This window comes from Labrenzia sp. C1B70 (assembly GCF_000475395.1).
GTDB classification, from domain to species: domain Bacteria; phylum Pseudomonadota; class Alphaproteobacteria; order Rhizobiales; family Stappiaceae; genus Roseibium; species Roseibium algicola.
Genome location: NZ_AXCE01000003.1, coordinates 256,444 through 276,891 on the forward strand (window position 1 = coordinate 256,444; position 20,448 = coordinate 276,891).

At 58.4% G+C, this 20,448-nt stretch carries 20 protein-coding genes; 9 read left to right on the forward strand and 11 right to left on the reverse strand.

What is annotated here, in order from left to right; translation table 11 throughout:
• Positions 1–42: 42 nt before the first annotated feature.
• Both Q666_RS38035 and Q666_RS38040 read left to right on the forward strand, forming a co-directional pair.
• Positions 43–1,164, forward strand: a complete 1,122-nt coding sequence (locus tag Q666_RS38035) for a D-mannonate oxidoreductase (protein WP_023001503.1) — start codon at positions 43–45, stop codon at positions 1,162–1,164.
• The gene (locus Q666_RS38040) at positions 1,161–2,162 is read left to right on the forward strand and encodes an aldo/keto reductase (protein WP_023001504.1); all 1,002 of its coding nucleotides are present in this window, start codon (positions 1,161–1,163) and stop codon (positions 2,160–2,162) included. Before Q666_RS38035 ends, Q666_RS38040 begins: the two co-directional genes overlap by 4 nt.
• Here Q666_RS38040 and Q666_RS38045 read toward each other — a convergent pair.
• Positions 2,147–3,049, reverse strand: coding sequence for a GntR family transcriptional regulator (locus tag Q666_RS38045; RefSeq protein ID WP_023001505.1), 903 nt, complete (start codon positions 3,047–3,049; stop codon positions 2,147–2,149). The two genes, Q666_RS38040 and Q666_RS38045, sit on opposite strands and share 16 nt — an antisense overlap.
• A 138-nt stretch (positions 3,050–3,187) precedes the next feature.
• On the opposite strand from Q666_RS38045, the gene Q666_RS38050 reads away from it, so the two are divergent.
• The 4 genes from Q666_RS38050 to Q666_RS38065 all read left to right on the forward strand — a co-directional run bounded on the left by Q666_RS38050 (position 3,188) and on the right by Q666_RS38065 (position 7,099).
• Positions 3,188–4,210 (forward strand): ABC transporter permease, encoded by a 1,023-nt coding sequence (locus tag Q666_RS38050; RefSeq protein ID WP_023001506.1) that lies wholly within the window; start codon positions 3,188–3,190, stop codon positions 4,208–4,210.
• A gap of 46 nt (positions 4,211–4,256) precedes the next feature.
• Positions 4,257–5,198, forward strand: coding sequence for an ABC transporter substrate-binding protein (locus Q666_RS38055; RefSeq protein ID WP_023001507.1), 942 nt, complete (start codon positions 4,257–4,259; stop codon positions 5,196–5,198).
• 75 nt (positions 5,199–5,273) lie between these two features.
• Positions 5,274–6,065 (forward strand): ATP-binding cassette domain-containing protein, encoded by a 792-nt coding sequence (locus tag Q666_RS38060; protein ID WP_023001508.1) that lies wholly within the window; start codon positions 5,274–5,276, stop codon positions 6,063–6,065.
• A 38-nt stretch (positions 6,066–6,103) separates the two neighbouring features.
• The gene (locus Q666_RS38065) at positions 6,104–7,099 is read left to right on the forward strand and encodes a zinc-binding alcohol dehydrogenase family protein (RefSeq protein ID WP_031269544.1); all 996 of its coding nucleotides are present in this window, start codon (positions 6,104–6,106) and stop codon (positions 7,097–7,099) included.
• Positions 7,100–7,154: 55 nt separating this feature from the next.
• Here Q666_RS38065 and Q666_RS38070 read toward each other — a convergent pair whose 3' ends face one another.
• The 5 genes from Q666_RS38070 to Q666_RS38090 are packed head-to-tail and all read right to left on the reverse strand — an operon-like array spanning position 7,155 to position 12,467.
• Positions 7,155–8,066, reverse strand: a complete 912-nt coding sequence (locus Q666_RS38070; protein WP_023001510.1) for an SMP-30/gluconolactonase/LRE family protein — start codon at positions 8,064–8,066, stop codon at positions 7,155–7,157.
• Entirely contained in the window at positions 8,063–9,025 is a 963-nt protein-coding gene (locus Q666_RS38075) for an ABC transporter permease (RefSeq protein ID WP_023001511.1), read from the reverse strand. The genes Q666_RS38070 and Q666_RS38075 overlap by 4 nt, the downstream gene beginning before the upstream one ends.
• Positions 9,018–9,959 carry an ABC transporter permease gene (locus tag Q666_RS38080; RefSeq protein WP_023001512.1) on the reverse strand — a complete coding sequence of 314 codons (942 nt, stop codon included), beginning with the start codon at positions 9,957–9,959 and terminating at the stop codon, positions 9,018–9,020. The genes Q666_RS38075 and Q666_RS38080 overlap by 8 nt, the downstream gene beginning before the upstream one ends.
• Positions 9,956–11,437 carry a sugar ABC transporter ATP-binding protein gene (locus tag Q666_RS38085; protein WP_023001513.1) on the reverse strand — a complete coding sequence of 494 codons (1,482 nt, stop codon included), beginning with the start codon at positions 11,435–11,437 and terminating at the stop codon, positions 9,956–9,958. The genes Q666_RS38080 and Q666_RS38085 overlap by 4 nt, the downstream gene beginning before the upstream one ends.
• Before the next feature lie 13 nt (positions 11,438–11,450).
• A complete protein-coding gene (locus tag Q666_RS38090) occupies positions 11,451–12,467 on the reverse strand; it encodes an ABC transporter substrate-binding protein (protein ID WP_023001514.1) in 1,017 nt (338 codons plus the stop codon).
• Positions 12,468–12,694: 227 nt separating this feature from the next.
• Here Q666_RS38090 and Q666_RS38095 point away from each other — a divergent pair, with 227 nt between their 5' ends.
• Together Q666_RS38095 and Q666_RS38100 are read left to right on the forward strand one after the other, a co-directional pair.
• Positions 12,695–13,963, forward strand: a complete 1,269-nt coding sequence (locus tag Q666_RS38095) for a sensor histidine kinase (RefSeq protein WP_023001515.1) — start codon at positions 12,695–12,697, stop codon at positions 13,961–13,963.
• Complete coding sequence (locus Q666_RS38100; protein WP_023001516.1) at positions 13,960–14,703, forward strand: response regulator transcription factor; 744 nt, start codon at positions 13,960–13,962, stop codon at positions 14,701–14,703. The genes Q666_RS38095 and Q666_RS38100 overlap by 4 nt, the downstream gene beginning before the upstream one ends.
• Positions 14,704–14,746: 43 nt before the next feature.
• Here the strand turns inward: Q666_RS38100 and Q666_RS38105 are convergent, their stop codons facing one another.
• Positions 14,747–15,229, reverse strand: coding sequence for a GNAT family N-acetyltransferase (locus Q666_RS38105; protein WP_031269548.1), 483 nt, complete (start codon positions 15,227–15,229; stop codon positions 14,747–14,749).
• Positions 15,230–15,519: 290 nt separating this feature from the next.
• Positions 15,520–16,449, reverse strand: coding sequence for a LysR family transcriptional regulator (locus tag Q666_RS38110; protein ID WP_023001518.1), 930 nt, complete (start codon positions 16,447–16,449; stop codon positions 15,520–15,522).
• 85 nt (positions 16,450–16,534) lie between these two features.
• Between Q666_RS38110 and Q666_RS38115 the strand changes: the two genes are divergently transcribed.
• Complete coding sequence (locus Q666_RS38115; RefSeq protein ID WP_023001519.1) at positions 16,535–17,449, forward strand: PhzF family phenazine biosynthesis protein; 915 nt, start codon at positions 16,535–16,537, stop codon at positions 17,447–17,449.
• Positions 17,450–17,516: 67 nt separating this feature from the next.
• Here the strand turns inward: Q666_RS38115 and Q666_RS38120 are convergent, their stop codons facing one another.
• The 3 genes from Q666_RS38120 to Q666_RS38130 all read right to left on the reverse strand — a co-directional run bounded on the left by Q666_RS38120 (position 17,517) and on the right by Q666_RS38130 (position 20,422).
• Positions 17,517–18,695: a PAS domain-containing protein gene (locus Q666_RS38120; RefSeq protein ID WP_081713180.1), complete on the reverse strand. Its 1,179-nt coding sequence runs from the start codon at positions 18,693–18,695 to the stop codon at positions 17,517–17,519.
• A 162-nt stretch (positions 18,696–18,857) separates the two neighbouring features.
• On the reverse strand, positions 18,858–19,301 hold the full coding sequence (locus Q666_RS38125; RefSeq protein WP_023014449.1) for a GNAT family N-acetyltransferase: 444 nt from the start codon (positions 19,299–19,301) through the stop codon (positions 18,858–18,860).
• A 743-nt stretch (positions 19,302–20,044) separates the two neighbouring features.
• On the reverse strand, positions 20,045–20,422 hold the full coding sequence (locus tag Q666_RS38130; protein WP_023001522.1) for a metalloregulator ArsR/SmtB family transcription factor: 378 nt from the start codon (positions 20,420–20,422) through the stop codon (positions 20,045–20,047).
• Positions 20,423–20,448: the final 26 nt, after the last annotated feature.

Here is a 20,448-nt window from a genome sequence, read left to right on the forward strand (position 1 = left end):
GTTCATAATAATAATAAACATAAAATCATTCGGGAGAGAGCCATGTCGACGTCAGCGATCGTTCAATTCGGGACCAGCCGTTTCCTGCAAGCGCATGCGGACCTATTCGTTTCCGAAGCCATTGCCGAAGGGCAGGACATCGGACCGATCACAGTGGTTCAAACCAGTGGCGACGCGTCCCGGGCACATCGCCTGAAGGCGCTTGCAGACCCTGCCGGCTACGAAGTCCGGATCAAGGGCATCGACAACGGCACCCTGGTGGACACAAGCAAGACCGTCAGCAGCATCAAACGTGCCTTGTCCTTGCCGGAAGACCTTGCCGAGGTCGCGAAAGCCGTGGCCGGCGAGGCAAGGATTATCCTCTCCAACACCGCTGATGCGGGCTATCGGCCAAGTGAGGCAGACAAGAGCACCGACTTTTCCATCGACATGTCCTATCCGGCCAAGCTGACGTGGTTCCTGTTCCAAAGGTTCGGCATTGGCGGCGCTCCGGTGCAGGTCATGCCGGCCGAACTCATTCCCGAAAACGGCAATGTTCTGAGAGATCTCGTCCTTTCCATTGCAGCTCTTTACCCGCCTGAATTTGCAGACTGGCTCCGCTCAAACGTGACCTGGGTGAATTCCCTGGTCGACAGGATCGTCTCCGAACCGCTGGAACCCGCCGGAGCTGTGGCCGAACCCTATGCGCTTTGGGCAATAGAGAAACAACCCGGCCTCATTCTGCCCTGCGTGCACCGATGCGTGCAGGTGGTCGAGGATCTGGAACAGGTCGAGACCCTGAAGCTTTTCATCCTGAACCTTGGACACACCTACCTGGTGTCACGATGGCTGGCTGCAGGCGGTTCGTCCCTGCAGTTTGTCCGGGAACTTATTGACAGTCCCGACTATGGCCCCGACCTTACAGATCTCTATCGACGCGAAGTCATCCCTGCCTTCGAGGCTCATGGCCGCAAGAACGAAGCGGAAGCCTACGCCGCCACGACAATCGACAGGTTCAAGAACCCGTTTCTGGACCACAAGCTTGCCGACATCGCACAGAACCACGGGGAAAAGATAGACCGACGTATTTCATCTTTCCTGTCCTGGGCACGGAAAGCCGACGCGTCACTTCAGATGCCCCGGCTGGATGCAGTGGCGGCTGGTGCCAAGGCAGCACGCTCATGAGGGCACTCAGACAGATCGGCAACACAAGTGTTCTGGTAACGGATATCTCCTTCGGAGCCTCCGCCATCGGAAACATGGGTCGGGCAGTGCCGGAACCAGAGGCAAACGAAGTTCTCCAGTCTGCCTGGGACGCCGGGATCCGGTACTTCGACACCGCACCTCATTATGGCCGTGGCCGGTCGGAAGAGCGGCTAGGCCGGTTCCTGAAATCCAGGCGGCGTGAAGACTACGTCCTGTCCACCAAGGTTGGGCGCGTACTGTCCCCTGGAACTCCCCTGAAGGAGGCCGACGGTTTTTTCGACCCGCTTCCGAACGCTGTTCACTACGACTATTCCGACGACGGCATTGAAGCGTCGCTGGAAGGCAGTTTCGAGCGGCTGCAGACGCGCCATGTCGATATCGTCTACATCCACGACATCGGCACCTACACCCATGGTGCTTCAAACGAAACACATATGCAGGACTTGCTGGCGACCGGGCTCGACCGGTTGCAAAGATTGAAAGACAGGGGAAAAATCCGCGCCTTCGGCCTCGGCGTGAATGAAACCCGGGTTTGTCTCGACCTTCTGAATGAGACCGACCTGGACGCCATCCTGCTTGCAGGACGCCTGACCCTGCTCGACCGGGAAGCCGAAGACCAGCTCGTCGGGCGGTGCCTGGAAAAAGGCACAAGCCTGGTTCTCGGCGGGATCTTCAATTCCGGAATTCTGGCAACGGGACCGGTTGAGGGCGCCTGGTTCGATTACGCACCCGCGCCAGCGGAAATCCTGGCAAAGGTGACCGCGCTCAAGGAACAGGCCACGACACTGGGACTTCCGCTTGCCAGCGCGGCCCTTCACTTCGCCCACAGCTATCCCGGTGTCGCCTCTGTTCTGCTCGGCACATCGAAGGCCTCATCCCTGAAGCGCAATCTCGACTGCCTCGCCGAAGCACCGCCCGCCAGCTTTTCAAGAGTGTTTGGCACCCCTGCGCAAGAGGGCCTTCAGGCGAACTTGTGAACCCGCAGCGACTGCAGAAGCGTTTCCTTCGATCTCCGCAAATGCTTTAGCGCTGCGGCTTCCGACCTTGCGCCGTCCTTGTCGAGCATCGCGTCGATCCATTCCAGATGCTCCTCGATCGCGGCCGCATTGCGTTCCAGCTCGTCGCGTTTGTCCCACATGTAGTGGTAGTTGAAGATCAGCTTGATGAGCTTCTGTGCCTCGAGAACAAACCGGTTTTTGACGACGCTGTTGACGGCTGAATGAAACTTTTCGTCCAGCAGGGAAAAGTCGTGATACCGCTCCTCAAGAACCGATTTCAGGTCCTCATGTTCGCGCTTCAAGGCCTTGAGCTTTTTCCAGATCTCGTGCTCGGGCGGAAGGGTTAGCAGCTGCCGGACCGCATTCAGCTCGAGAACCATTCGAAACTCTGACAGTTCAACCGCAAATTCCGACGTGAACCCAAGGAGCGACCAGCCTCCTCTTGGACGGCGCTCCACAAGACCGAGACGGCTCAGTCCGGCCAGAAATTCCTGAAGGTTGTGGACGGGAACACCGAATTGCCGCGACAGTTGCGCCACGTTGAGCGACGTCCCCGCCGGAACGTCGAAACGCAGGATCCATTCAAAGAACCTGTGCTCCAGTTCCTCCGTGGACAGGGAACTTTCGGCAGGAACCAGGCGGTGCTCCGCCTGAGGTTTCCGGATCAACGTCTTGGTACGGCCTTCCCAGCGAATGAGATTGTCGCTGTCCAGCTTTTGCAATGCGGTACGTACGATGGTTCTGCTGACTTCCATCTTGTCCGCAAGCGCGGTCTCGGCGGGCAACTCGTCGCCAATCGCCATGGTGCTGCAGATGTCCAGCAACCTGTTGTATGCGCGCCTGAATCGTTCGTCCGTTCTTGCCATGGCAGCAACCTAACATATCCAAAACGCTGAACAATTCCGATTGTTTGTATTAAAAAATAAAAAACTGTTGACGCGTCGCATTACCTGACCTCATATTGTTTTTAATAATTTTATTCAATATCCGGCCCGGGAGGATTTATGGCGGATCTTGATCGAGGCGCAGAGCCTGCTTCCTGGACCTTCAAACTGTCTGCCGGTTCCTTTCACAAGTTATCGGCGCTCCTGACCCTTGCCCTGCTGATCTTCGCGTTCTCCTTCGGAAACGCGGCCTTTTTCTCCATCAACAACGGCCTGACTGTGCTGCTGCAGACGTCCGTCATCGGCTTGCTGGGCATCGGGATGACGATGGTCATCATTACCGGCGGCATCGACCTGAGCGTCGGCTCTGTGCTTGCCCTTTCTGGAACCATCACCGGATTGAGCATCAAGGCAGGCGTGCCGGTCGGTCCCGCCATGGCGATCGGCGTGATGGCCGGCGCCGCTTGCGGTTTCGTCAACGGCTTCGTCATTAACAAAATGCGGATCACCCCGTTCGTGGCAACGCTCGGCATGATGCTGATCGCCCGAGGCGTTGCCCTCCAGCTGACGGGCGCAGCGCCGATTTCGCGTCTGGGCGAAAGTTTCGGTCTTCTGGGCAATGGCTCCTTGTTCCGCATCGTGGAGAAAACCGGCGGCATCTTCCCGAAAGTCGTCTTCCCCGGAATTCCCTATCCGGTCATTCTGCTCGCGGTTGTCGCGCTTGCCGCAGCCTATCTTCTCAGGCGCCGCCAGATCGGCCGGCATATCTATGCCACAGGCTCGAACGAGGAAGCCGCGCGTCTATCCGGTGTCCTGGTCGATCGCACCAAGATCTTTGCCTACGTCCTTTCAGGAGCTCTTGCAGGGCTCGCGGGCAACGTCCTGATGTCCCGTCTCGTGACGGTTCAGCCGAACGAAGGCGTCATGTACGAGCTCGACGCGATCGCCGCGGCCGTCATCGGCGGGGCTTCGCTCATGGGCGGCGTCGGTAATATTTCCGGAACGATGATCGGCGCAGCCATCATCGGCGTTCTGCGGAACGGCCTCAACATGGCTGGCGTGTCCGCATTCATCCAGCAAATCGTGATCGGCGTCATCGTCATTCTGGCGGTCTACGTCGATCAGATCAGAAACCGGCGCTGAGAAAGCCGGACGATTTCCAGAGCAACTTCAGACGGAGGAGAATGAAATGAAGAAGCTTTTGACCACAGCGATGATGGCAAGTGCCCTTGCGCTGTCCGCAGCAGCCGCGCAGGCCGGAGAAATTGCGGTCATCGTCAAGACGACGAATTCCAACTTCTGGCAGAACGTGAACAAGGGCGCCAGCGCAGCCATCGAAGGCCAGTCGGACCACACGATGACCTTCAACGGTCCGGCGTCGGAATCGGCCGTTGCAGATCAGGTCAGCCTTGTCGAGAACGCCATCAACCGCGGCGTATCCGGAATTGTCCTGGCACCATCCGATCCGGAAGCCCTGATCCCGGCGGTGAAGAAAGCGTATGAATCCGAAATTCCCGTCGTCATCATCGACTCCGGCCTCGCCGACAACGGCAAGGAATTTTACCAGTCATTCCTGTCGACCGATAACTGCGCTGCCGGTCAACTGGTTGCCGACAAGATGATTTCGGAAGTCGGGACTGAGGGCAAGGTTGCCGTGATGTCCTATGTCGCGGGTGTCGGCTCCGAACTTGGCCGCGTCGGCTGCTTCGTCAAGCGGATCGAGGATCAGTCCAAGATCGAGATCGTCGGCCCTTATTACTCCCAGTCCCAGATGGCAACCGCCTTGAACCAGACCACCGACGTTCTGGCGGCAAACCCGGATCTCGTCGGCATTTTCGGCGCGAACGAACCGACGGCCATCGGCATGGGCCGGGCCCTGGCACAAGCTGGCAAGGCGGGCAAGGTCACGGCAATCGGCTTTGACGGCAACACAGACCTTCAGGATTTCGTCCGCGACGGAACTCTGGCCGCGACCGCCGTTCAAGGCTCGTTCCAGATGGGCGAGATCGGCGTTCAGACCATTCTGAAGCTTTTGAACGGTGAACAGGTCCCGAACTTCATCGACACCGGCGTTGTCCTGGCGACCAAGGACAACATCGATCATCCGAGCGTTCAGAACGTCCTTTACTAACGCACCACAACGCGGCCGGAAGCCTTTCTGCTCAAAGGCTTCCGGTCTTTTCAATCGTCGATCGGGACACGGAATATGAAACCAGATGCACAATCCGCGGCACCGCTGGTGCAGATGGAGGCAATCGAAAAGCACTTTGGCGGCATAAGGGCGGTGAATGGTGTTTCTCTGGAGCTTTATCCAGGTGAAGTCGTTGGCGTTCTCGGCCACAACGGCGCCGGCAAATCGTGTCTGATGCGCATCCTGTCCGGGGCCATGATCCCCAATGAGGGGACAATCCGCGTCAATGGCGAAATCGCCGACATTCAATCGCCCCACGACGCCCGCGATCTGGGCATCGAAACCATCTACCAGACGCTTGCCCTTGCAGATCATCTGAACGCACCCGCAAACCTGTTTCTCGGCCGGGAACTGAAAACAAGGTTCGGAAATCTGGACGACAGCCGGATGATGGCCGAGGCGGTCCGTGTTCTGAAAAGGCTCAACCCGAACTTCAAGAACCTGAACGATCCGGTGTCGAGCCTCTCAGGCGGTCAGCGCCAGGTTGTTGCTATTGCCAGAGCGATCTATTTTGACGTCAAGATCCTGATCATGGACGAGCCGACAGCCGCTCTCGGCCCTTCGGAAACGGCCATGGTCGGTGCCTTGATCAGACAATTGCGCGAAGAAGGAATAGGCATCCTCCTGGTGAGCCACGACATGCATGACGTGTTCGAACTCTGCGATCGTGTCATAGTGATGAACAAGGGCCGTAAGGTCGGCTCGCACCGGATTGAAGACGTGACCAAGGATGATGTTCTCAGCCTTATCATCAAGGGCGACCTTCCTCACGACTGGGCTCCCAGGAGCCGGAAAGCCGTTCAATGAATATTGAAAAGACCAAATCACCGGCAGTGGCCCGATCAATGGAATGCGGAACCGTCATCGAACCGGGCGTCTTCAGGCTCGAAACGCGGGCCCTGCCCGAAGACGCGCCGGACGGCTGGGTGCTTGTGGACATCGAGGCCGTCGGCATTTGCGGCACCGACTACCACATTCTGGAAGGCAAGCACCCTTTCCTGGACTACCCGCGTGTCATCGGTCATGAGCTTAGCGGCAGGGTAGCGGAAAGTGTCGGCCCGTGGACTGCCGGGGAACTGGTGGTGGTCAACCCGTATCTTTCGTGCAACGCCTGCCGGGCCTGCATGAAGGGCAAACCGAACTGCTGCAGCAGCATCGAGGTTCTCGGTGTTCACCGGGATGGCGGAATGTGTTCCCGCATCGCCGTTCCCCAGCAAAATCTCTATCCGGCGACCGGCTTGACGGAACTTCAGGCGGCGATGGTGGAGTTTCTTGCAATCGGGGCCCATGCCGTTCGCCGGGCGGCGTTATCTGCCGACGACAGGGTTCTGGTCACCGGGGCCGGTCCCATCGGCATCGGCACAGCTCTCTTTGCCCGGCTTTCGGGAGCCGAAGTCCATCTTCTGGACATGAGCCAAACGCGGCTGGCCCAGGCGACGGAAAAATTCGGCTTCAAGAACACGCATCTCGTCGGAACCGACATTCTGTCAGGTCCGCTGCAAGACGGCTTCGACGTGATTTTCGATGCAACAGGCAATGCGGCCGCCATCGAAGCGGGCTTTCCTCTTCTTGCGCATGGCAGCCGCTATGTACTGGTGAGCGTCGTGAAGGAAACCATCAGCTTCAGCGATCCGGAGTTTCACAAGCGCGAAACCCAGATCATCGGCAGCAGAAACGCCACGAGAGAAGACTTCGAGACCGTCATGTCGGCAATTCGCTCAGACCGGATCGACACGGACGCGCTGTGCACGCTGACCGTGCGCCTTGAGGATCTTCCGGCGAAGATCAAGGAGCTGGCGACAGACAGGGAAGCCTTGATCAAGGCCATCGTGATCTTGTAGTAACGATCGGGTCTGCCAGTTGAAGATTTCTCAAGGCTTCTGTGCGGCGATCTTCTCAGATCGCCGATCTCGCATTGACCGCAATCTCATAAACGGACGTGGTTGCGGTGATCAGCAACCGGTTGCCGCGCACGCCACCGAAACACAGGTTGGAGACGACTTCCGGCACCAGGATCTTCCCGAGCCGGGTCCCGTCGGGGTGGAAACAGTGGATGCCGTCGGACGCCGAACTCCAAAGATTGCCGGCGATATCAACCCGCATTCCATCGGGAAGGCCCCGGTCAATCGTGGCAAAAACATCGTCCGACAGGATCCTGCCGGTGTCGTCCAGTTTGAAGGAGCGGATGACGGAGGGAACCCCGGCATCATGACTGGAGCCGGATTCTGCCACGTAGAGAACGCTCTCGTCCGCTGAAAAGGCCAGACCGTTCGGCTGGGTGAAGTCGGTGATCATTGCCTCGACCTCCCCCGTCGCCGGATCAACGCGGAAGACATTGCGGGCCACCTGCTCCGGCTCTGCCGTGTAGCCTTCATAATCGCTCAGGATGCCGTAGGTCGGATCGGAGAACCAGATCGCACCGGTCGACTGGACGATCACGTCATTCGGTGAATTGAGACGTTTTCCCTGGTAGCTGTCTGCAATCACGGTGCGGGTGCCGTCCAGCTCGGTCCGGGTAACGGAACGGGTTCCGTGCTGACAGGACACCAGCCTGCCCTGACGATCCCGGGTGTTGCCGTTGGAATAATCCGAAGGCTGGCGGTAGGTGCTGACCTGGCCATCGAGTGTCAGTCGCATCATCCGGTTTGCGGGAATATCGGAAAAAAACAGGTGCTGGTGATCGGCAAACCAGACGGGCCCTTCGGTCCATTCAAAGCCGGTCGCAAGTTGGCGCAGCCTAGCGTTCTTCTGGATCAGGTTCCTGAACCGGGGATCGTCGATCTGATAGGGAGAAGAGAAACTGTTCATGTGGGTCTGCCCTTTCCGGATGCGGCAGCGACGATGCCAATGATGATGGCGCCGGTCATGATCAGGCGCACGCCTGCTCCGAAGCCGTAGGAATTCAACATCGAAACGACCAGGAACATCAGCAGCGCCCCACCCCAGATGCCCGGGACATTCGAATTGCCGCCTGCAATGGAGCAGCCTCCGATCACGACGACGGCGATGGAAATCAGGAGATATTCCGTGCCCATGTTCAGCGCGGCACCTCCTGAAAAGCTCGCCAGAAGGTATCCGGTGACCGCGGCCAGGACGGCGGACGCGATATAGGTGACCGCGCGGACCGTCTCCACCGGGATCCCGCTTAGTCGGGCCGCGCGCGTGTTCTGCCCGAAGGCGGACACCCAGCGTCCGAAGATCGAGCGTTCCAGAACCACCCAGCTCAACAGCGCAATCAACACGCCGATGATCGTCAGGTTTGGCAGGCCGGCGATGGCACCGGTCGAAAAATCCGCGAGCGCCTCGGGCGGTTTGATCCTGAGGCCGCGGTTCCACCAGATCGCCAGCGACTGATAAAGGAACGATGCTGAAAGGGTCGCAATGATTGGCGGGATCCGCAAAAGCCGGATCAGCAGGTAATTGAATGTGCCCGCGCCGATACCAACTGCAAGCGCAACGGCAAGCCCCGGCAAGATGAGATTTGCAGCGCCGTCCATGAACTTGAGCGACAGCGTGCCGGCCAGGGTCATGGTCGCAGGGATAGACAGATCGACATTGCCCGGCCCCAGCGTAATGACGAACATCTGGCCAAGCCCGACAATGGCCGAGAAGGAGGCAAAGGTCAGCGCTGCGGAAAGAAGCTCCCCTCCGCCGCGCCCTTCCGTCAGCGAAAGGGTTGCGAAATAGGCGATAGCACTGGCCGCGAATGCCCAGAACCAGGGTCTTCTGGGGATGGCGAGAACTGTCGAAAGACGGGAGTTATCCATTTTCGGCTCCCTTCCATTTCCGGCTGCGGCGCGAAAAGATCAGCCGCACCGCAAGCACAAGGATGAGGATCGCGCCCTGGGCGCCTATCTGCCAGTCCGGCGACAGGCGCATGAACGAGAGGAAGCTTCCGGCGAGCGCGAGTGTCAACGCACCGAGAACCGCACCGACAGGCGAGACCCGGCCGCCCGTGAACTCTCCTCCCCCCAGGATCACTCCGGCGATGGAGAGCAACGTGTAGCGCAGCGCGATATTGGCATCGGCCGACGTTGTCAGTCCGACGAGGCAGATACCGGCCAGGACCCCGAAGAAGCCGGCAAGCGCATAGGCGCCCGCCTTCAGTTTCGTGACCGACCAGCCGGAGCGGGCGACCGCCTGGGCGTTGCCGCCGACGGCCCGCAGAAGCGTGCCTGTCGAGGATCGCATGATCAAAAGGTGCGTCAGACCGGCGATGAGGATGCAGGCCACCACCGCCATCGGCACCAGTGGGGGTTTGACGGTCATCACCGTCCGGATCCATGTCGGCGCCGCACCACCCGGCGATGGCAGCAGCAGAACCGCCAGGCCTCCCCAGACGAATGACATGCCGAGCGTGACCACAATCGCCGGAAGCTGGCGAATGTGAATGAGCGCGCCGATGGCCGCATAGGCGAGGATCGATGCCAGCAGGATAGCCGCACCGACGAGCGGCGCATCGTTCAGGAAGGTTGCCGTAACACAGGCGACGAAGCTGACGAACGTCCCGACCGACAGGTCGATGTCGTTGACCATGATGATCATCATCTGCGCGATGGTTGCCAATGCGATCGGCACCGCGAGATTGAAGAGCAGGTTCAGGCCGAAGTAGCTCATTGCCCGGGGTTGAAGGTAAAAGACGGCCGCCAGCAGCACAGTCAGGGACAGGACCGGAAGCAGAATGCGGTACTTTCCGTTCATACGCCGCCCCCCTGCATCTGGAAGGATGCGGCCAGAATGTTTTCTTCCGTGATGCCATCCCCGGTCAACTCCGCAGATATCTGCCCGTTCCGAAACACAAACACCCGGTCACACTGGCAGACTTCATCCGTTTCCGTCGAGTACCACAGGAAGGTGCGCCCGTTGGCGGCTTCCGTTCGGATCATGTCGTAAGCTTCCTGTTTGGTGCCGACATCGACACCGCGCATCGGGTCGTCCATCACCACGATCGGGGCGGATGAGGCCAGTGCACGGGCGAAAAGAACTTTCTGCTGATTGCCACCGGACAGGGACAGGATGAGATTGCCCAGATTGTCGGTCCGAATACCGATGCGTTTCTTCCAGTCTGCGCCCAGCGCCTGTTCAGCAATCCTGTCGACCAACCCTCGCCGGGTCAGGCTTGGCAGGTGTGTCAGCGTGAGATTTCGAAGGATCGACCAGAGCGGCATGACCCCGTCCCGGCCGCGGTCACCGGCAACGAAGGCCGCTTCAGGATCCTTCACCCGCGCGAGTTTCCCCGACCGGGACATGAAGAACCGGGCCAAAGCTTCTGCCTGCCCATGCCCGGCAAGACCCGCCAGGCCAACGATTTCCCCTTTGCGGGCACTGAGCCCTTCCGGCGTCTTCAGCACTTCTTCGCCGATGCGCTGACTGCTTTCGACCGCCGCCCGGGCGACAGCCTTCTCGTTTGCCACATGTCCCATGGCGTCGATCAGGCCCTGCTGGGTAAATTCGGACGCCGGTCTGCTGGCGATGATCTTGCCGTCCTTCATCACGTCGATCCGTGAAGCGACTTCGAAAACCTCGCCCAGCATGTGCGAAATGAAAATGACCGCACCGCCCTCGGCGCAGAAACGGCGGACATGTTCGAGCAGTTGCCGGGCGATCGAGGCATCAAGGGACGATGTCGGCTCGTCAAGGATGACGAGACGCGGCGGTGTAGGGCCACCTGCAAATCCGGCAGCGATCTCGACCATCTGACGTTCCGCCAGGGTCAGGTCGCCGACGATCATGCCCGGTTCGATCCTGTGTCCGGGAAAGATTTCGTCGAGAGCACCGGCAATCCGCCCGGCAGCCGATTTGCGCCAGCCAAACCCTGTCAGATCACGATGTGGAACCCTCAGATTTTCCAGTACGGACAGGTTAGGGCATAAGGAGAGTTCCTGAAAAACGCTGCGGATACCGCAGGCACGCGCACGTGCTGCCCCCGTTCCTTTTCTGCCGTCCTCATGCCCGTAACGGACTTGTCCGTCCGTTGGCGTCAGTCCGCCGTTGATCACGTTGACGGCTGTCGATTTGCCCGCACCGTTGTGACCCATCAGACCGACACATTCGCCGGGACTGACGGTCAGACTGACCCCGTCGAGCGCGCGCACTGCACCGAAGTGAACGCACGCGCCCGAAAGGGCAACCAACGGGACATCCGGCTTCGGCCTGCCGGCGCCAGTTGCCACTTCCAATTCCGTCTCTCCCTTAGTTGGCAGCTGCAATGACGGACTTGGCGTCTTCCTGACTGTATTCGACGTTCGCTACCGAACCGGCAGGTGTTGCGGCAAGCGTCTCGTCAAGCGTTTCCTGGGTGACTTTCAGGAAAGGGACCGTGAGATCCTTGGGCACTTCGGCACCATCTAGCACCTGCTGGGCGACCCAGAAGGCAAGCGTGCCAACACCCGGGGCAATGGAAAGAGACAGGGTCTCGTAGCCGTTTTCGTCACGCGCTTCGGCCCACCATTTCATTTCGTCTTGGCGGTTGCCCATCACGATGATAGGCATTTCGCGGCCGGCCGCCTTGATCGCCTGCGCTGCCCCGTAGCCATCGCCGCCCTGGGTGACGACCCCGACAATCTCCGGCAAGCTCGGCAAGACGCCTGCAACCGCCTTCTGGGCAACATCCTGCGCCCAGTCGCCGTGGACCGATCCGACGATCTTGAATTTCGGAAATTCCGTCACGCCCTGCTCGATACCTGCGTGGATTTCATCGTCCACGAAAACCCCGGCCAGACCGCGGATTTCAAGAAGGTTGCCGCCATCCGGCAGGCGTCCGGCGAGATACTCGACCTGTTGACGGCCCATTTCCTTGAAATCGACCGCAATGCGCCATGCGCAGGGTTCGGTGACGATACCGTCGAACGAAACGACCGTGATGCCGGCGTCGCAGGCTTCCTTGATCGCGCCGTTGAGGGCGGTTGGCGAAGCTGCGTTGACCACAATCGCGTCGTAGCCCTGCAGGATCATGTTCTGAATCTGAGCGGCCTGTTCGGTTGCCTGGTTTTCGGACGTGGTGAATGCATCGGCCGAGGCGACCAAGCCGTCTTCAACAGCCTTGTCGCCGACCTTGGCCCAGCTTTCAAGCATGGCCTGACGCCATGAATTGCCGGCATAATTGTTGGAAAGGGCAATACGTTTATCCGCGGTATCCGCTACAGCGTGACCCGGCAGGGTGACCGCAACAAGTGCGACCGCCCCCAAGAGCTTGGCTTTGGTGTTCATGTTTCCTCCCTGACGCCAGCAGGCGTCTTTGATAACGGGACACAGTTCTCCCAACGCATCCCGCACTCAGATTGCTGACGTTAAGGAAATGCGTAAAGCGGAAGAAACGCATCACGGTTGCGGGTTCCCGCAACCGTGATGCACTTGAGCGCGCAACAGATGGGTTGCCGACGCAAGCCCCGTACCGCACACTGGCATGCAATAAACGGGAGGAGCTTGTTGTTGCCATGCGACAGGAAGCCAATGAAAATCAGGAGGTGTCGGAGCCGACGGCTCTCGTCTCTCTCTTGCGCATTTCCAGTCATCTTGCGGGCCAGGTCGAAATCCGGGCTGCCCTGAGATCGGTGAAGGCCGAGATCGAGAACCTGCTTCCGATCGATCATCTGGACGTCTGCCTGGTGGACGACAAGAACACCTGGAACACCAGTTACGAAGTCGGCATGAAGACGCGCTGGAGCCTGTCACGCACGCCTGTCGCCATCTCGCCTGTTCGCAGCATCCTGCTCGGGGAGACGGATTACATGCTCACCGGCAACGCCATGGAAGACGAGCGCTACACCTATGAGGGTGCGCTGGCCCAACCGATCATCAAGCACAAGCTGCGCAGCCGGGTGAATGTCGCCATGAAGGTGCTTGGCCGCACCATCGGCGCGCTGAACTGCTCCTCCTGCACTGCGGACATCTACGACGAGGCAACAGTTGTGCGCGTCAGGCAGATTGCCGATGTGCTTGCCCCCTATTTCTATTCCCTTCGCGCGAACGAAAAGGCCAAGCGCGCAGCCGTCGTCCGCGCGGAAGCCCAGGCACGCGAAGAAGGCCTGCGGCAAGGCGCGCTGGAACTGACCCGGGTTCTGGAACAGGAACGCCAGCGTATCGGCATGGACCTGCATGACCAGACCCTTGCCGATCTGACCCGGATCATGCGGGACGTTGAAAAAATGGATACGGCCTCCGACAAGGCTCGGGTGATCGGCAGCATTCAGCACTGCATCGGGGACCTTCGCCGGATTATCGACACCGCCGTACCAACGATACTGGACCTGTTCGGCTTTGCCCACGCCTTGCGAATACATCTGGAGCGCGCGGTGGAGGACGTTTCGTCCACCATGCTTGAAGCTGCGGACGAGACGGACGGCCTGATCGATACCCTGGACCCGACCATCCGGATTGCCCTGTTTCGCATCGCCCAGGAAGCCATAAACAATGCCGCTCGCCACTCCGGAGCCGACCAGATAAGCGTCTCCGTGAAGCGGGTGAAATCCGGACTGCAAATGACAATCAGGGACAATGGTAAAGGGCTTCCCGGTTCACGTCTCGGCCGGCACACCAGCAAGGCAACAGGAGGCATTGCCCATATGCGCACACGGGCAAGGCTGATCGCCGCGGACTTCGGCATGTCGAGCAAGGAAGGCACGACCATCACGGTGAAATTGCCGATGACCTGCGCCCCGTGTCAGGAAACCGCACCACAGACGGGTGAGGAAGAGCTGGTATGAAGGTGCTTCTGGTAGAAGACGATCAATTTCATGCCGGGTATCTGAGCGAAGCCCTGCAACTGGCCTTGCCGGACGTCGAGGACATCTTCCACGCGACCAACGGGCTGGAAGGCGAGCAGCTGGCGCGCAGGCATTCCATCCAGTCGGTGGTGATGGATCTTCAGATGAAGGAACGCAACGGCATCGACGCTGCCCGGACGATCTGGCGCGAACGCCCCCAGACCCGCATCCTGTTCTGGTCGAACTATTCGGACGAGGCGTACCTGCGCGGCATAGCCCGGATCGTGCCTCAGGAAACCTCCTACGGATATGTTTTAAAGACGGCTACTCAGGAGCGGCTTCACCTGGCACTGCGCGGTGTTTTTCTTGAGTCCCAGATTGTGGTGGATCAGGAAATCCACCGGGTGCAGCAGCGCCACATCCGGACGCACGACACGCTTACGGACAGCGAATATGCCGTTCTCCTGGACATGGCTCTCGGCCTGTCGGACAAGGTCATTGCCGTTCGGCAGGGACTGTCGCTTCGCACCGTCCAGAACCGCCTGCTCTCGCTTTATGACAAGCTGGGCGTGGACAATCTCGAAACGGTACCTGCCGATTTTGCGATCAACAAACGGACACGTGCCATTACACGCGCCCTGAACCTGCGTGCCATAAACGCCGAAAGCCTGGAAAGCGCCGAGCGCGACCTGCAGAAGTGGCTGGACAGCCATACCGAGCAGATCGAAAAGGCCCGTTGACGCTTCGGCCCGATTGCCCCAATCCACCCGGTATCCAGATCCGTCAAAGACGCTTCTCGACGCTGTAATTATGTATGTCGACATCGCCGATCTTCAGGTCGCGACGATGCAGACGTTCAAAGCCCTGCTTTAAAAATACCGGCAGTGCCGTCTCGCTTGCCTCCGAATAAAGGTGGCCCAGACCCCGTTGCCTTGCCGCGCCTTCAAGCGCCCTGATCAGGCTTGAACCAACACCACGGCCGGCCGCACCTGGATCAACGTAGAGGAACTGGATATGACCATCCTCTTCGAGGTCGGAAAATCCGATGACCCGCGCTTCGTGATCTACCGCCACAAGCGCGAGCCTTCCATCCCCATAGGCCGTTTCCATGACATCACCCGTCGGTGCAATGGAGAGCCAGGCAGACCGCTGGATTTCTGAGTAGTCGGCCCTGGCAATCTGATCGACCGCGCCTTGATAGATGGCGGCAAGGGCATCACCGTCGCCTGGCTCAAATGCCCTGATCTGGTAGGTCTTGTCAGTCATGGGTCCAGTGGATCTTTCGAGGTTGGCGGAGGGCGTGAACCAGCGCACTGGTAACGTGATGGCCTCTGCGTGAAGCAGCAGGCCATCCGTTTGATCCATCAGCCGCGAGCAGTCAACAAAGCGGCCTTCGCCACTGCAATCATGTTCTGGATAATTTAGCCCTGCGTTTCCTGACCAGGTCGAACTTCGAGTACCTCGGTCTTTCCGACCAGGTCAAACTTGACCTTGTGATGCAATGGCTCAAGGCGTCTGGTGACGCTTGAAAGGCCACCTACGGAACCAAATACCGTTCAAGCCTGGGAAATCAGCCTTCGGTTCTGGTCGCGTGCGATCTCGATTTCAGTGCCGATCCAGGCCCGTAGATCGCGATATCCCTCCGTGTCCGCATAGGCAGCCGTCGTCACCAGCCAGTATTTTGCCTTGGAAGCAACGGGGTTGCAGACGACTTCCAGAAACCCTGCCTCGATGTCGTTTTCGATCAGCAGTGTCCTGCCGAGCGCGACCCCCATGCCACTGATGGCGGCCTGGATCGCGAGGTCGGCTCTGGCAAAGGAAGCCACTGGTCTTGAAGGTGGCTCGGGCCAGTTGCACCCCTTGAAATAGTCGGTCCAGCTGAAGCCCGTTCCGTCTGTCCCGCCGGACCGGTCTGCAAGCAGAGCCGGTGTTCCCTTGCCGGGAACCATTTGCCCCTTCAACAAGCCGGGCCGCGCAACGGGCACAAGTTGCGCAGTCATGAGGGCTTCGGCGTGGAACCCCGGATATGGGCCGGTCCCGTAGCGGATCGCCGCCTGGGCCTCACCGGCGTGAAGGTCGACAAGCCTGTCTTCCACATCGACCACAAGGTCAAGGCCGGCCTCCTGCGCGCGCTGCAGGGCCGGAACGATCCATTTCATGGCAACGGAGGACGATACGGAAAGACGTATGGTCCTGGAGGTCTTCACATCCGCAATCCGTGACAGCGCACTGCCCCAGATCTCCTGACAGCGCTGCGCGGCATCACAAACGATCCGTCCCGCTTCCGTCGGGACGATGCGCCGGGTCGTTCGCTCGAAAAGCCGAATGCCGAGCGCGGCCTCCAGAGACTTGATGCGATGGCTGACCGCCGACTGCTCCAGCCCGACCGCGACGGCTGCCCGGGAGAAGTTCCCTTCTTCTGCAATAGCGTGCAGCAGCTGTGCGTTCAGCAAAAGACGGTTTTGCAGTTCGTCTCGCTCATTCATGAAATTCACTCATGTATTCAGGCATTGAACCAGCAATAAGGCAACATCATTCTTGTGTCCAGTCAATGATTGAGAGGTGCATGAAATGAATGAAACGAGAGAAATTGTCGCCCGCATTGTGAACGGGTTTGTTACGCGCCGAAACGGTTCGGAAGCCTTTGGTGGAAATCCGGCCGGCGTCATCCTCGATGCCGATGGCTTGTCGGAAGCAGACATGTTGACCGTCGCGGGAAAGATCGGACTCTCAGAGACAGCCTTCGTGTCTAAATCAGCGAAAGAAGGGTTCAAGCTGGACTTCTTCACGCCAAACAGGCGGATAGCCCATTGTGGCCATGCAACGATAGCGACCTTCAGCTACATGGCAGAACTGGGCCGGGTTCGGGAGGGTGTCACTTCAAAGGAAACCGTCGATGGTCCGCGCAAGATCGTCATCAAGAACGGTGCGGCATACATGGAACAGCTTGCCCCGACTTATGAACGGAGCCCAGCCTGGGCCGAGCGCGGTGTCAGCGAAGCCGACGTACTGGCTTCGCTCGGTCTGAAGGCAGACCAGCTGGATGAGCGCCTGCGCCCTGTCCTCGTGAACACAGGCAACAGTTTCATCGTCGTCGCTGTTCGCGATACAGAAGTCCTGAAGCAGATCGTACCGGACCAGTCGAGGATCAATGACATCAGCAACAAGCTGGACCTGATCGGCTACTACGTTTTCACGACCGATCGAAACGCCACGCAGGCCGACGCCACCACCCGCATGTTCGCACCGCGCTATGCAATTAACGAGGAATCCGCCACTGGCATGGCGGCTGGCCCCCTCGCCTGTGTGCTGCACGACCTGCTTCACGAAAGGAAATCACGGTTCGTCATTGAACAGGGCCACTTCATGACCCCGGCTTTCCCCAGTGTCATTACCGTGGATCTTGACCTTGAAGATGGCAGGATTACCGGCCTGATGGCGGGTGGTTATGGATCCGTCATGGAGGAAATGACCGTCACGATCTGACGGCATGAAACTCAAAAGCCTGGAGGTCTGCGTTGGCGGCCTTCAGAGACGTACAGTGATGACAGGATCAGTTGAAGCTCATGTCGAGCAGGCGCGAGAAGAAGTTCTGGGCTTTTTCGTTGCCGGGTTTGTCCTTTTCAAGCCGGACAGGCAGAAATTCGAGCACGATCTGCCGCGAAGACTGTTTGCCGATGAAGCAGGTGCGAATACGGTAGTGCCTCTTGAGTCCGATGTGACTTTGAACCTGCCACACACGGCCAGCGTCCCAGCCGACCTTGTCTAGAACAAGGGTCAGATCACGAACGTCATTCGCGCTCATGAGCGTGTCGGATAGCCGTTCGGTTCCTATTTGTTTTGCGGACAACCCCAACTCGCCGCGCCCGGCCTTGTTGGCGTATTTGATGCGGCGAGTATCCAGATCGGCAACCAGAATTGGGGTTGGAACCGCATCCAGAACTTCATTGGCAGATATTTCCACTGAATTGGCAGCAAGTTCCCCTGCAAAGATGATACCGCCGTTCGGATCATCGAGTGCCATCGGATGCAGATCGTAAAGAACTTCAACAGGATCGCCTACTGTCTGAGGCAGCTTGAGCGTTCCCTTGGACGCAAGGCGGCTTCGCAACATCTCGGCAAATGAGCCGGCGAGCTTCTTGCCTATGTAATTGGGGATCGTTCTTGCATCGCGGCCGACAACCTGTTTGGCGTTACTTATGCCGAACAGCTTCAGAAACTGGCGATTGGCCGACTGAACCACCCCCTTGTTGTCCGTAATGAGGACAGCACTGGCGTTCGAGATAAAGACGTTGGACAGGTTTTGCAGAATGTCCGGCAATTCCGCGTTGACCGGCGCTTCCGGCGCACACTCCTTCATCAGCCCTATGATCAGAAACGCCGGTTTGCCGGAAATGCGAGAAGCCACCAGGTCGTAGGACTTGTGACCGCCATCCGTTTTCATGGTGACACGAGTGGTCTGCGACAGACCGTGTTCCACCGCATTGGAAATCACCTTGAGGAAGCGGGTTCTGTCACGCTGGATGTAGTATTGAAGCGCCCTTTGAATGGACAGCTTTGCAAGGCGATAACCTCTGACAGAGGTCGGATCCGACCTTTGCCAGCACAACTCTTCCGCAACCGGATCGTAGGCCCAGTAGGAAACACCCATCGCAGTCAGGATCGCGCTTGTTTCCGGATTGGGAACCAGCTGACGCATGGACCGAATAAGAATGTTGACTTCTGTAGACATGCTGCGTCTTCGTCATTAGCGCCAACTTGCACTCAAGTATTGAGCACGTCAAAGCTGAAAAAAGCCTGAATCCGCATTTCTAAACCGGGTCTATTTAATCGAAAAAGTTCTGCACTCGTGAAGATTTAATCCAGTACGACCACACTGTCAGTTCTACCCCCTCTACCCTGCGTCAAGTTGCAGGACAAAGCGGGTTTTCGACAAACATTCAGCGCCATTTCTTCTGTAGAACTCAGTTGCCTGACGGTTCCAGTCCGGCGTCTGCCATTCAAGCCGAACGCACCCGGCAGAATGCGCTTCTTCACGCACCTTCAGGAACAGTATCTGGCCGACGCCCCTGCCGCGATATTCCTTCGCAACGAAAAGGCAATCGAGATGCCCGTAGCGCGCTCCGGACCAGAGCGAATAGTCTGTCGTCAACGCGGCATATCCAGCGATCTGATCTGATTCAGCGACAAGGATCCGAACCGGTGGCGCCTCGACCTGAAGCAGTCGTTCCAACACGCACTTGTCGATAGTGGCTCTCCCGCCCTCATACTGCGCATGATCTCGGATCAACCGGAGAACTTGCGGGGTATCCTCCAACCGCGCGGTCCGAACCATCATTGCCCGGCTCGCAGCAATCGCGCGGCAATTCTGTAAGGGCGTTTGGCAACGAAGGCCTGTTTTGAAACTGGGGGCATTTGAAGTTCCGCGTTCAATGTCGACCCGCAGATGTGGCGGAACCCCGTCTGGGAAGCAATCGGGTTCCAGGACTAAATACGTAAAAATCGTGCCATGATTTCCGGTTGCCCGAACCCTGGGAGGGCCACACCCCTTTCAAATAATACTTAAGTACTCCCACGAATTGAGAACGTTCCCAATCACCGGTAAAAAAGATGCAAGTTTCAAGTGCTCCCATCGCCCAAAACCAAGAACACCGCCCTTGAAGCTGCTTACGACAATAAAAACGGTGTGCCAAAAATGTCTTTAAACATAAGAATTCTTGAGCCATTGGAAACAAGCAGCTGCACAACGCTCGAAGACTTGCAGGAAAAAGGGTACTCACTCTCCAGTTATTGCAAGTCTTGCAATGACCTTAACTCTCTGGAAATTGATTATTGGATCCAGACGCTTGGAAGAGCGTTTCCACTCTACCTCGTCAGCACCAAAATCAATCTGTTCGCGATTGACCAATGTCATCCCGAGACGAGGGTCTGCTGCCTTTCGAGAAGCGCGGAAAACGCCTAGACGCAAGTTCTTCGTCCGGCGGCGGTCAATAACACCGCCGGAGCGAGGTCAGCGTTTTACGAGAACGCCCCTTGCAAGCGCTCACACCAAAAGAGCGCTTGCGCCTACCTGATACGTCATCACGTACCTTTCGTATCACCGTTGGTGGTTTCGGCTGCAGCGTGAGTTTCCTCGCTCTGTTCAACGCTCTTCTTGAGAGCACCCAGCATGCTGGCTGCATAAGCAGCGTAGGGACCGATCCAGCGCTCGTGAACTGCTTGAATTGGCAGTGCATCCAGGTGGTTCCACCGCTCCCGCCCACGTCTCTCGGCCACCACCAGCCCGGCTTTTTCCAGAACCTTCAGATGCTGCATGACTGTGCAGCGGTCTATCTTCGGCAGCGCCTCGCAAAGGTGGCCTGTGGTTAGCGGCCCCTTTTTCAAAAGGTCAAGCATATGCCTGCGCGCCCTGTGGCCAAGCGCCTTGAAAAGCGCGTCATCCTGATCATCTGTTGACATGTTATATTTTTATAACATAATAGCTC

Coding starts and splice junctions, on each gene's coding strand:
- Q666_RS38095 (WP_023001515.1), top strand. CDS start 12,695: ATGCGACAGGAAGCCAATGAAAATCAGGAGGTGTCGGAGCCGACGGCT.
- Q666_RS38055 (WP_023001507.1), top strand. CDS start 4,257: ATGAAGAAGCTTTTGACCACAGCGATGATGGCAAGTGCCCTTGCGCTG.
- Q666_RS38110 (WP_023001518.1), bottom strand. CDS start 16,449: ATGAATGAGCGAGACGAACTGCAAAACCGTCTTTTGCTGAACGCACAG.
- Q666_RS38105 (WP_031269548.1), bottom strand. CDS start 15,229: ATGACTGACAAGACCTACCAGATCAGGGCATTTGAGCCAGGCGACGGT.
- Q666_RS38125 (WP_023014449.1), bottom strand. CDS start 19,301: ATGATGGTTCGGACCGCGCGGTTGGAGGATACCCCGCAAGTTCTCCGG.
- Q666_RS38050 (WP_023001506.1), top strand. CDS start 3,188: ATGGCGGATCTTGATCGAGGCGCAGAGCCTGCTTCCTGGACCTTCAAA.
- Q666_RS38130 (WP_023001522.1), bottom strand. CDS start 20,422: ATGTCAACAGATGATCAGGATGACGCGCTTTTCAAGGCGCTTGGCCAC.
- Q666_RS38040 (WP_023001504.1), top strand. CDS start 1,161: ATGAGGGCACTCAGACAGATCGGCAACACAAGTGTTCTGGTAACGGAT.
- Q666_RS38045 (WP_023001505.1), bottom strand. CDS start 3,049: ATGGCAAGAACGGACGAACGATTCAGGCGCGCATACAACAGGTTGCTG.
- Q666_RS38100 (WP_023001516.1), top strand. CDS start 13,960: ATGAAGGTGCTTCTGGTAGAAGACGATCAATTTCATGCCGGGTATCTG.
- Q666_RS38115 (WP_023001519.1), top strand. CDS start 16,535: ATGAATGAAACGAGAGAAATTGTCGCCCGCATTGTGAACGGGTTTGTT.
- Q666_RS38075 (WP_023001511.1), bottom strand. CDS start 9,025: ATGGATAACTCCCGTCTTTCGACAGTTCTCGCCATCCCCAGAAGACCC.
- Q666_RS38080 (WP_023001512.1), bottom strand. CDS start 9,959: ATGAACGGAAAGTACCGCATTCTGCTTCCGGTCCTGTCCCTGACTGTG.
- Q666_RS38065 (WP_031269544.1), top strand. CDS start 6,104: ATGGAATGCGGAACCGTCATCGAACCGGGCGTCTTCAGGCTCGAAACG.
- Q666_RS38090 (WP_023001514.1), bottom strand. CDS start 12,467: ATGAACACCAAAGCCAAGCTCTTGGGGGCGGTCGCACTTGTTGCGGTC.
- Q666_RS38060 (WP_023001508.1), top strand. CDS start 5,274: ATGAAACCAGATGCACAATCCGCGGCACCGCTGGTGCAGATGGAGGCA.
- Q666_RS38070 (WP_023001510.1), bottom strand. CDS start 8,066: ATGAACAGTTTCTCTTCTCCCTATCAGATCGACGATCCCCGGTTCAGG.
- Q666_RS38120 (WP_081713180.1), bottom strand. CDS start 18,695: ATGTCTACAGAAGTCAACATTCTTATTCGGTCCATGCGTCAGCTGGTT.
- Q666_RS38035 (WP_023001503.1), top strand. CDS start 43: ATGTCGACGTCAGCGATCGTTCAATTCGGGACCAGCCGTTTCCTGCAA.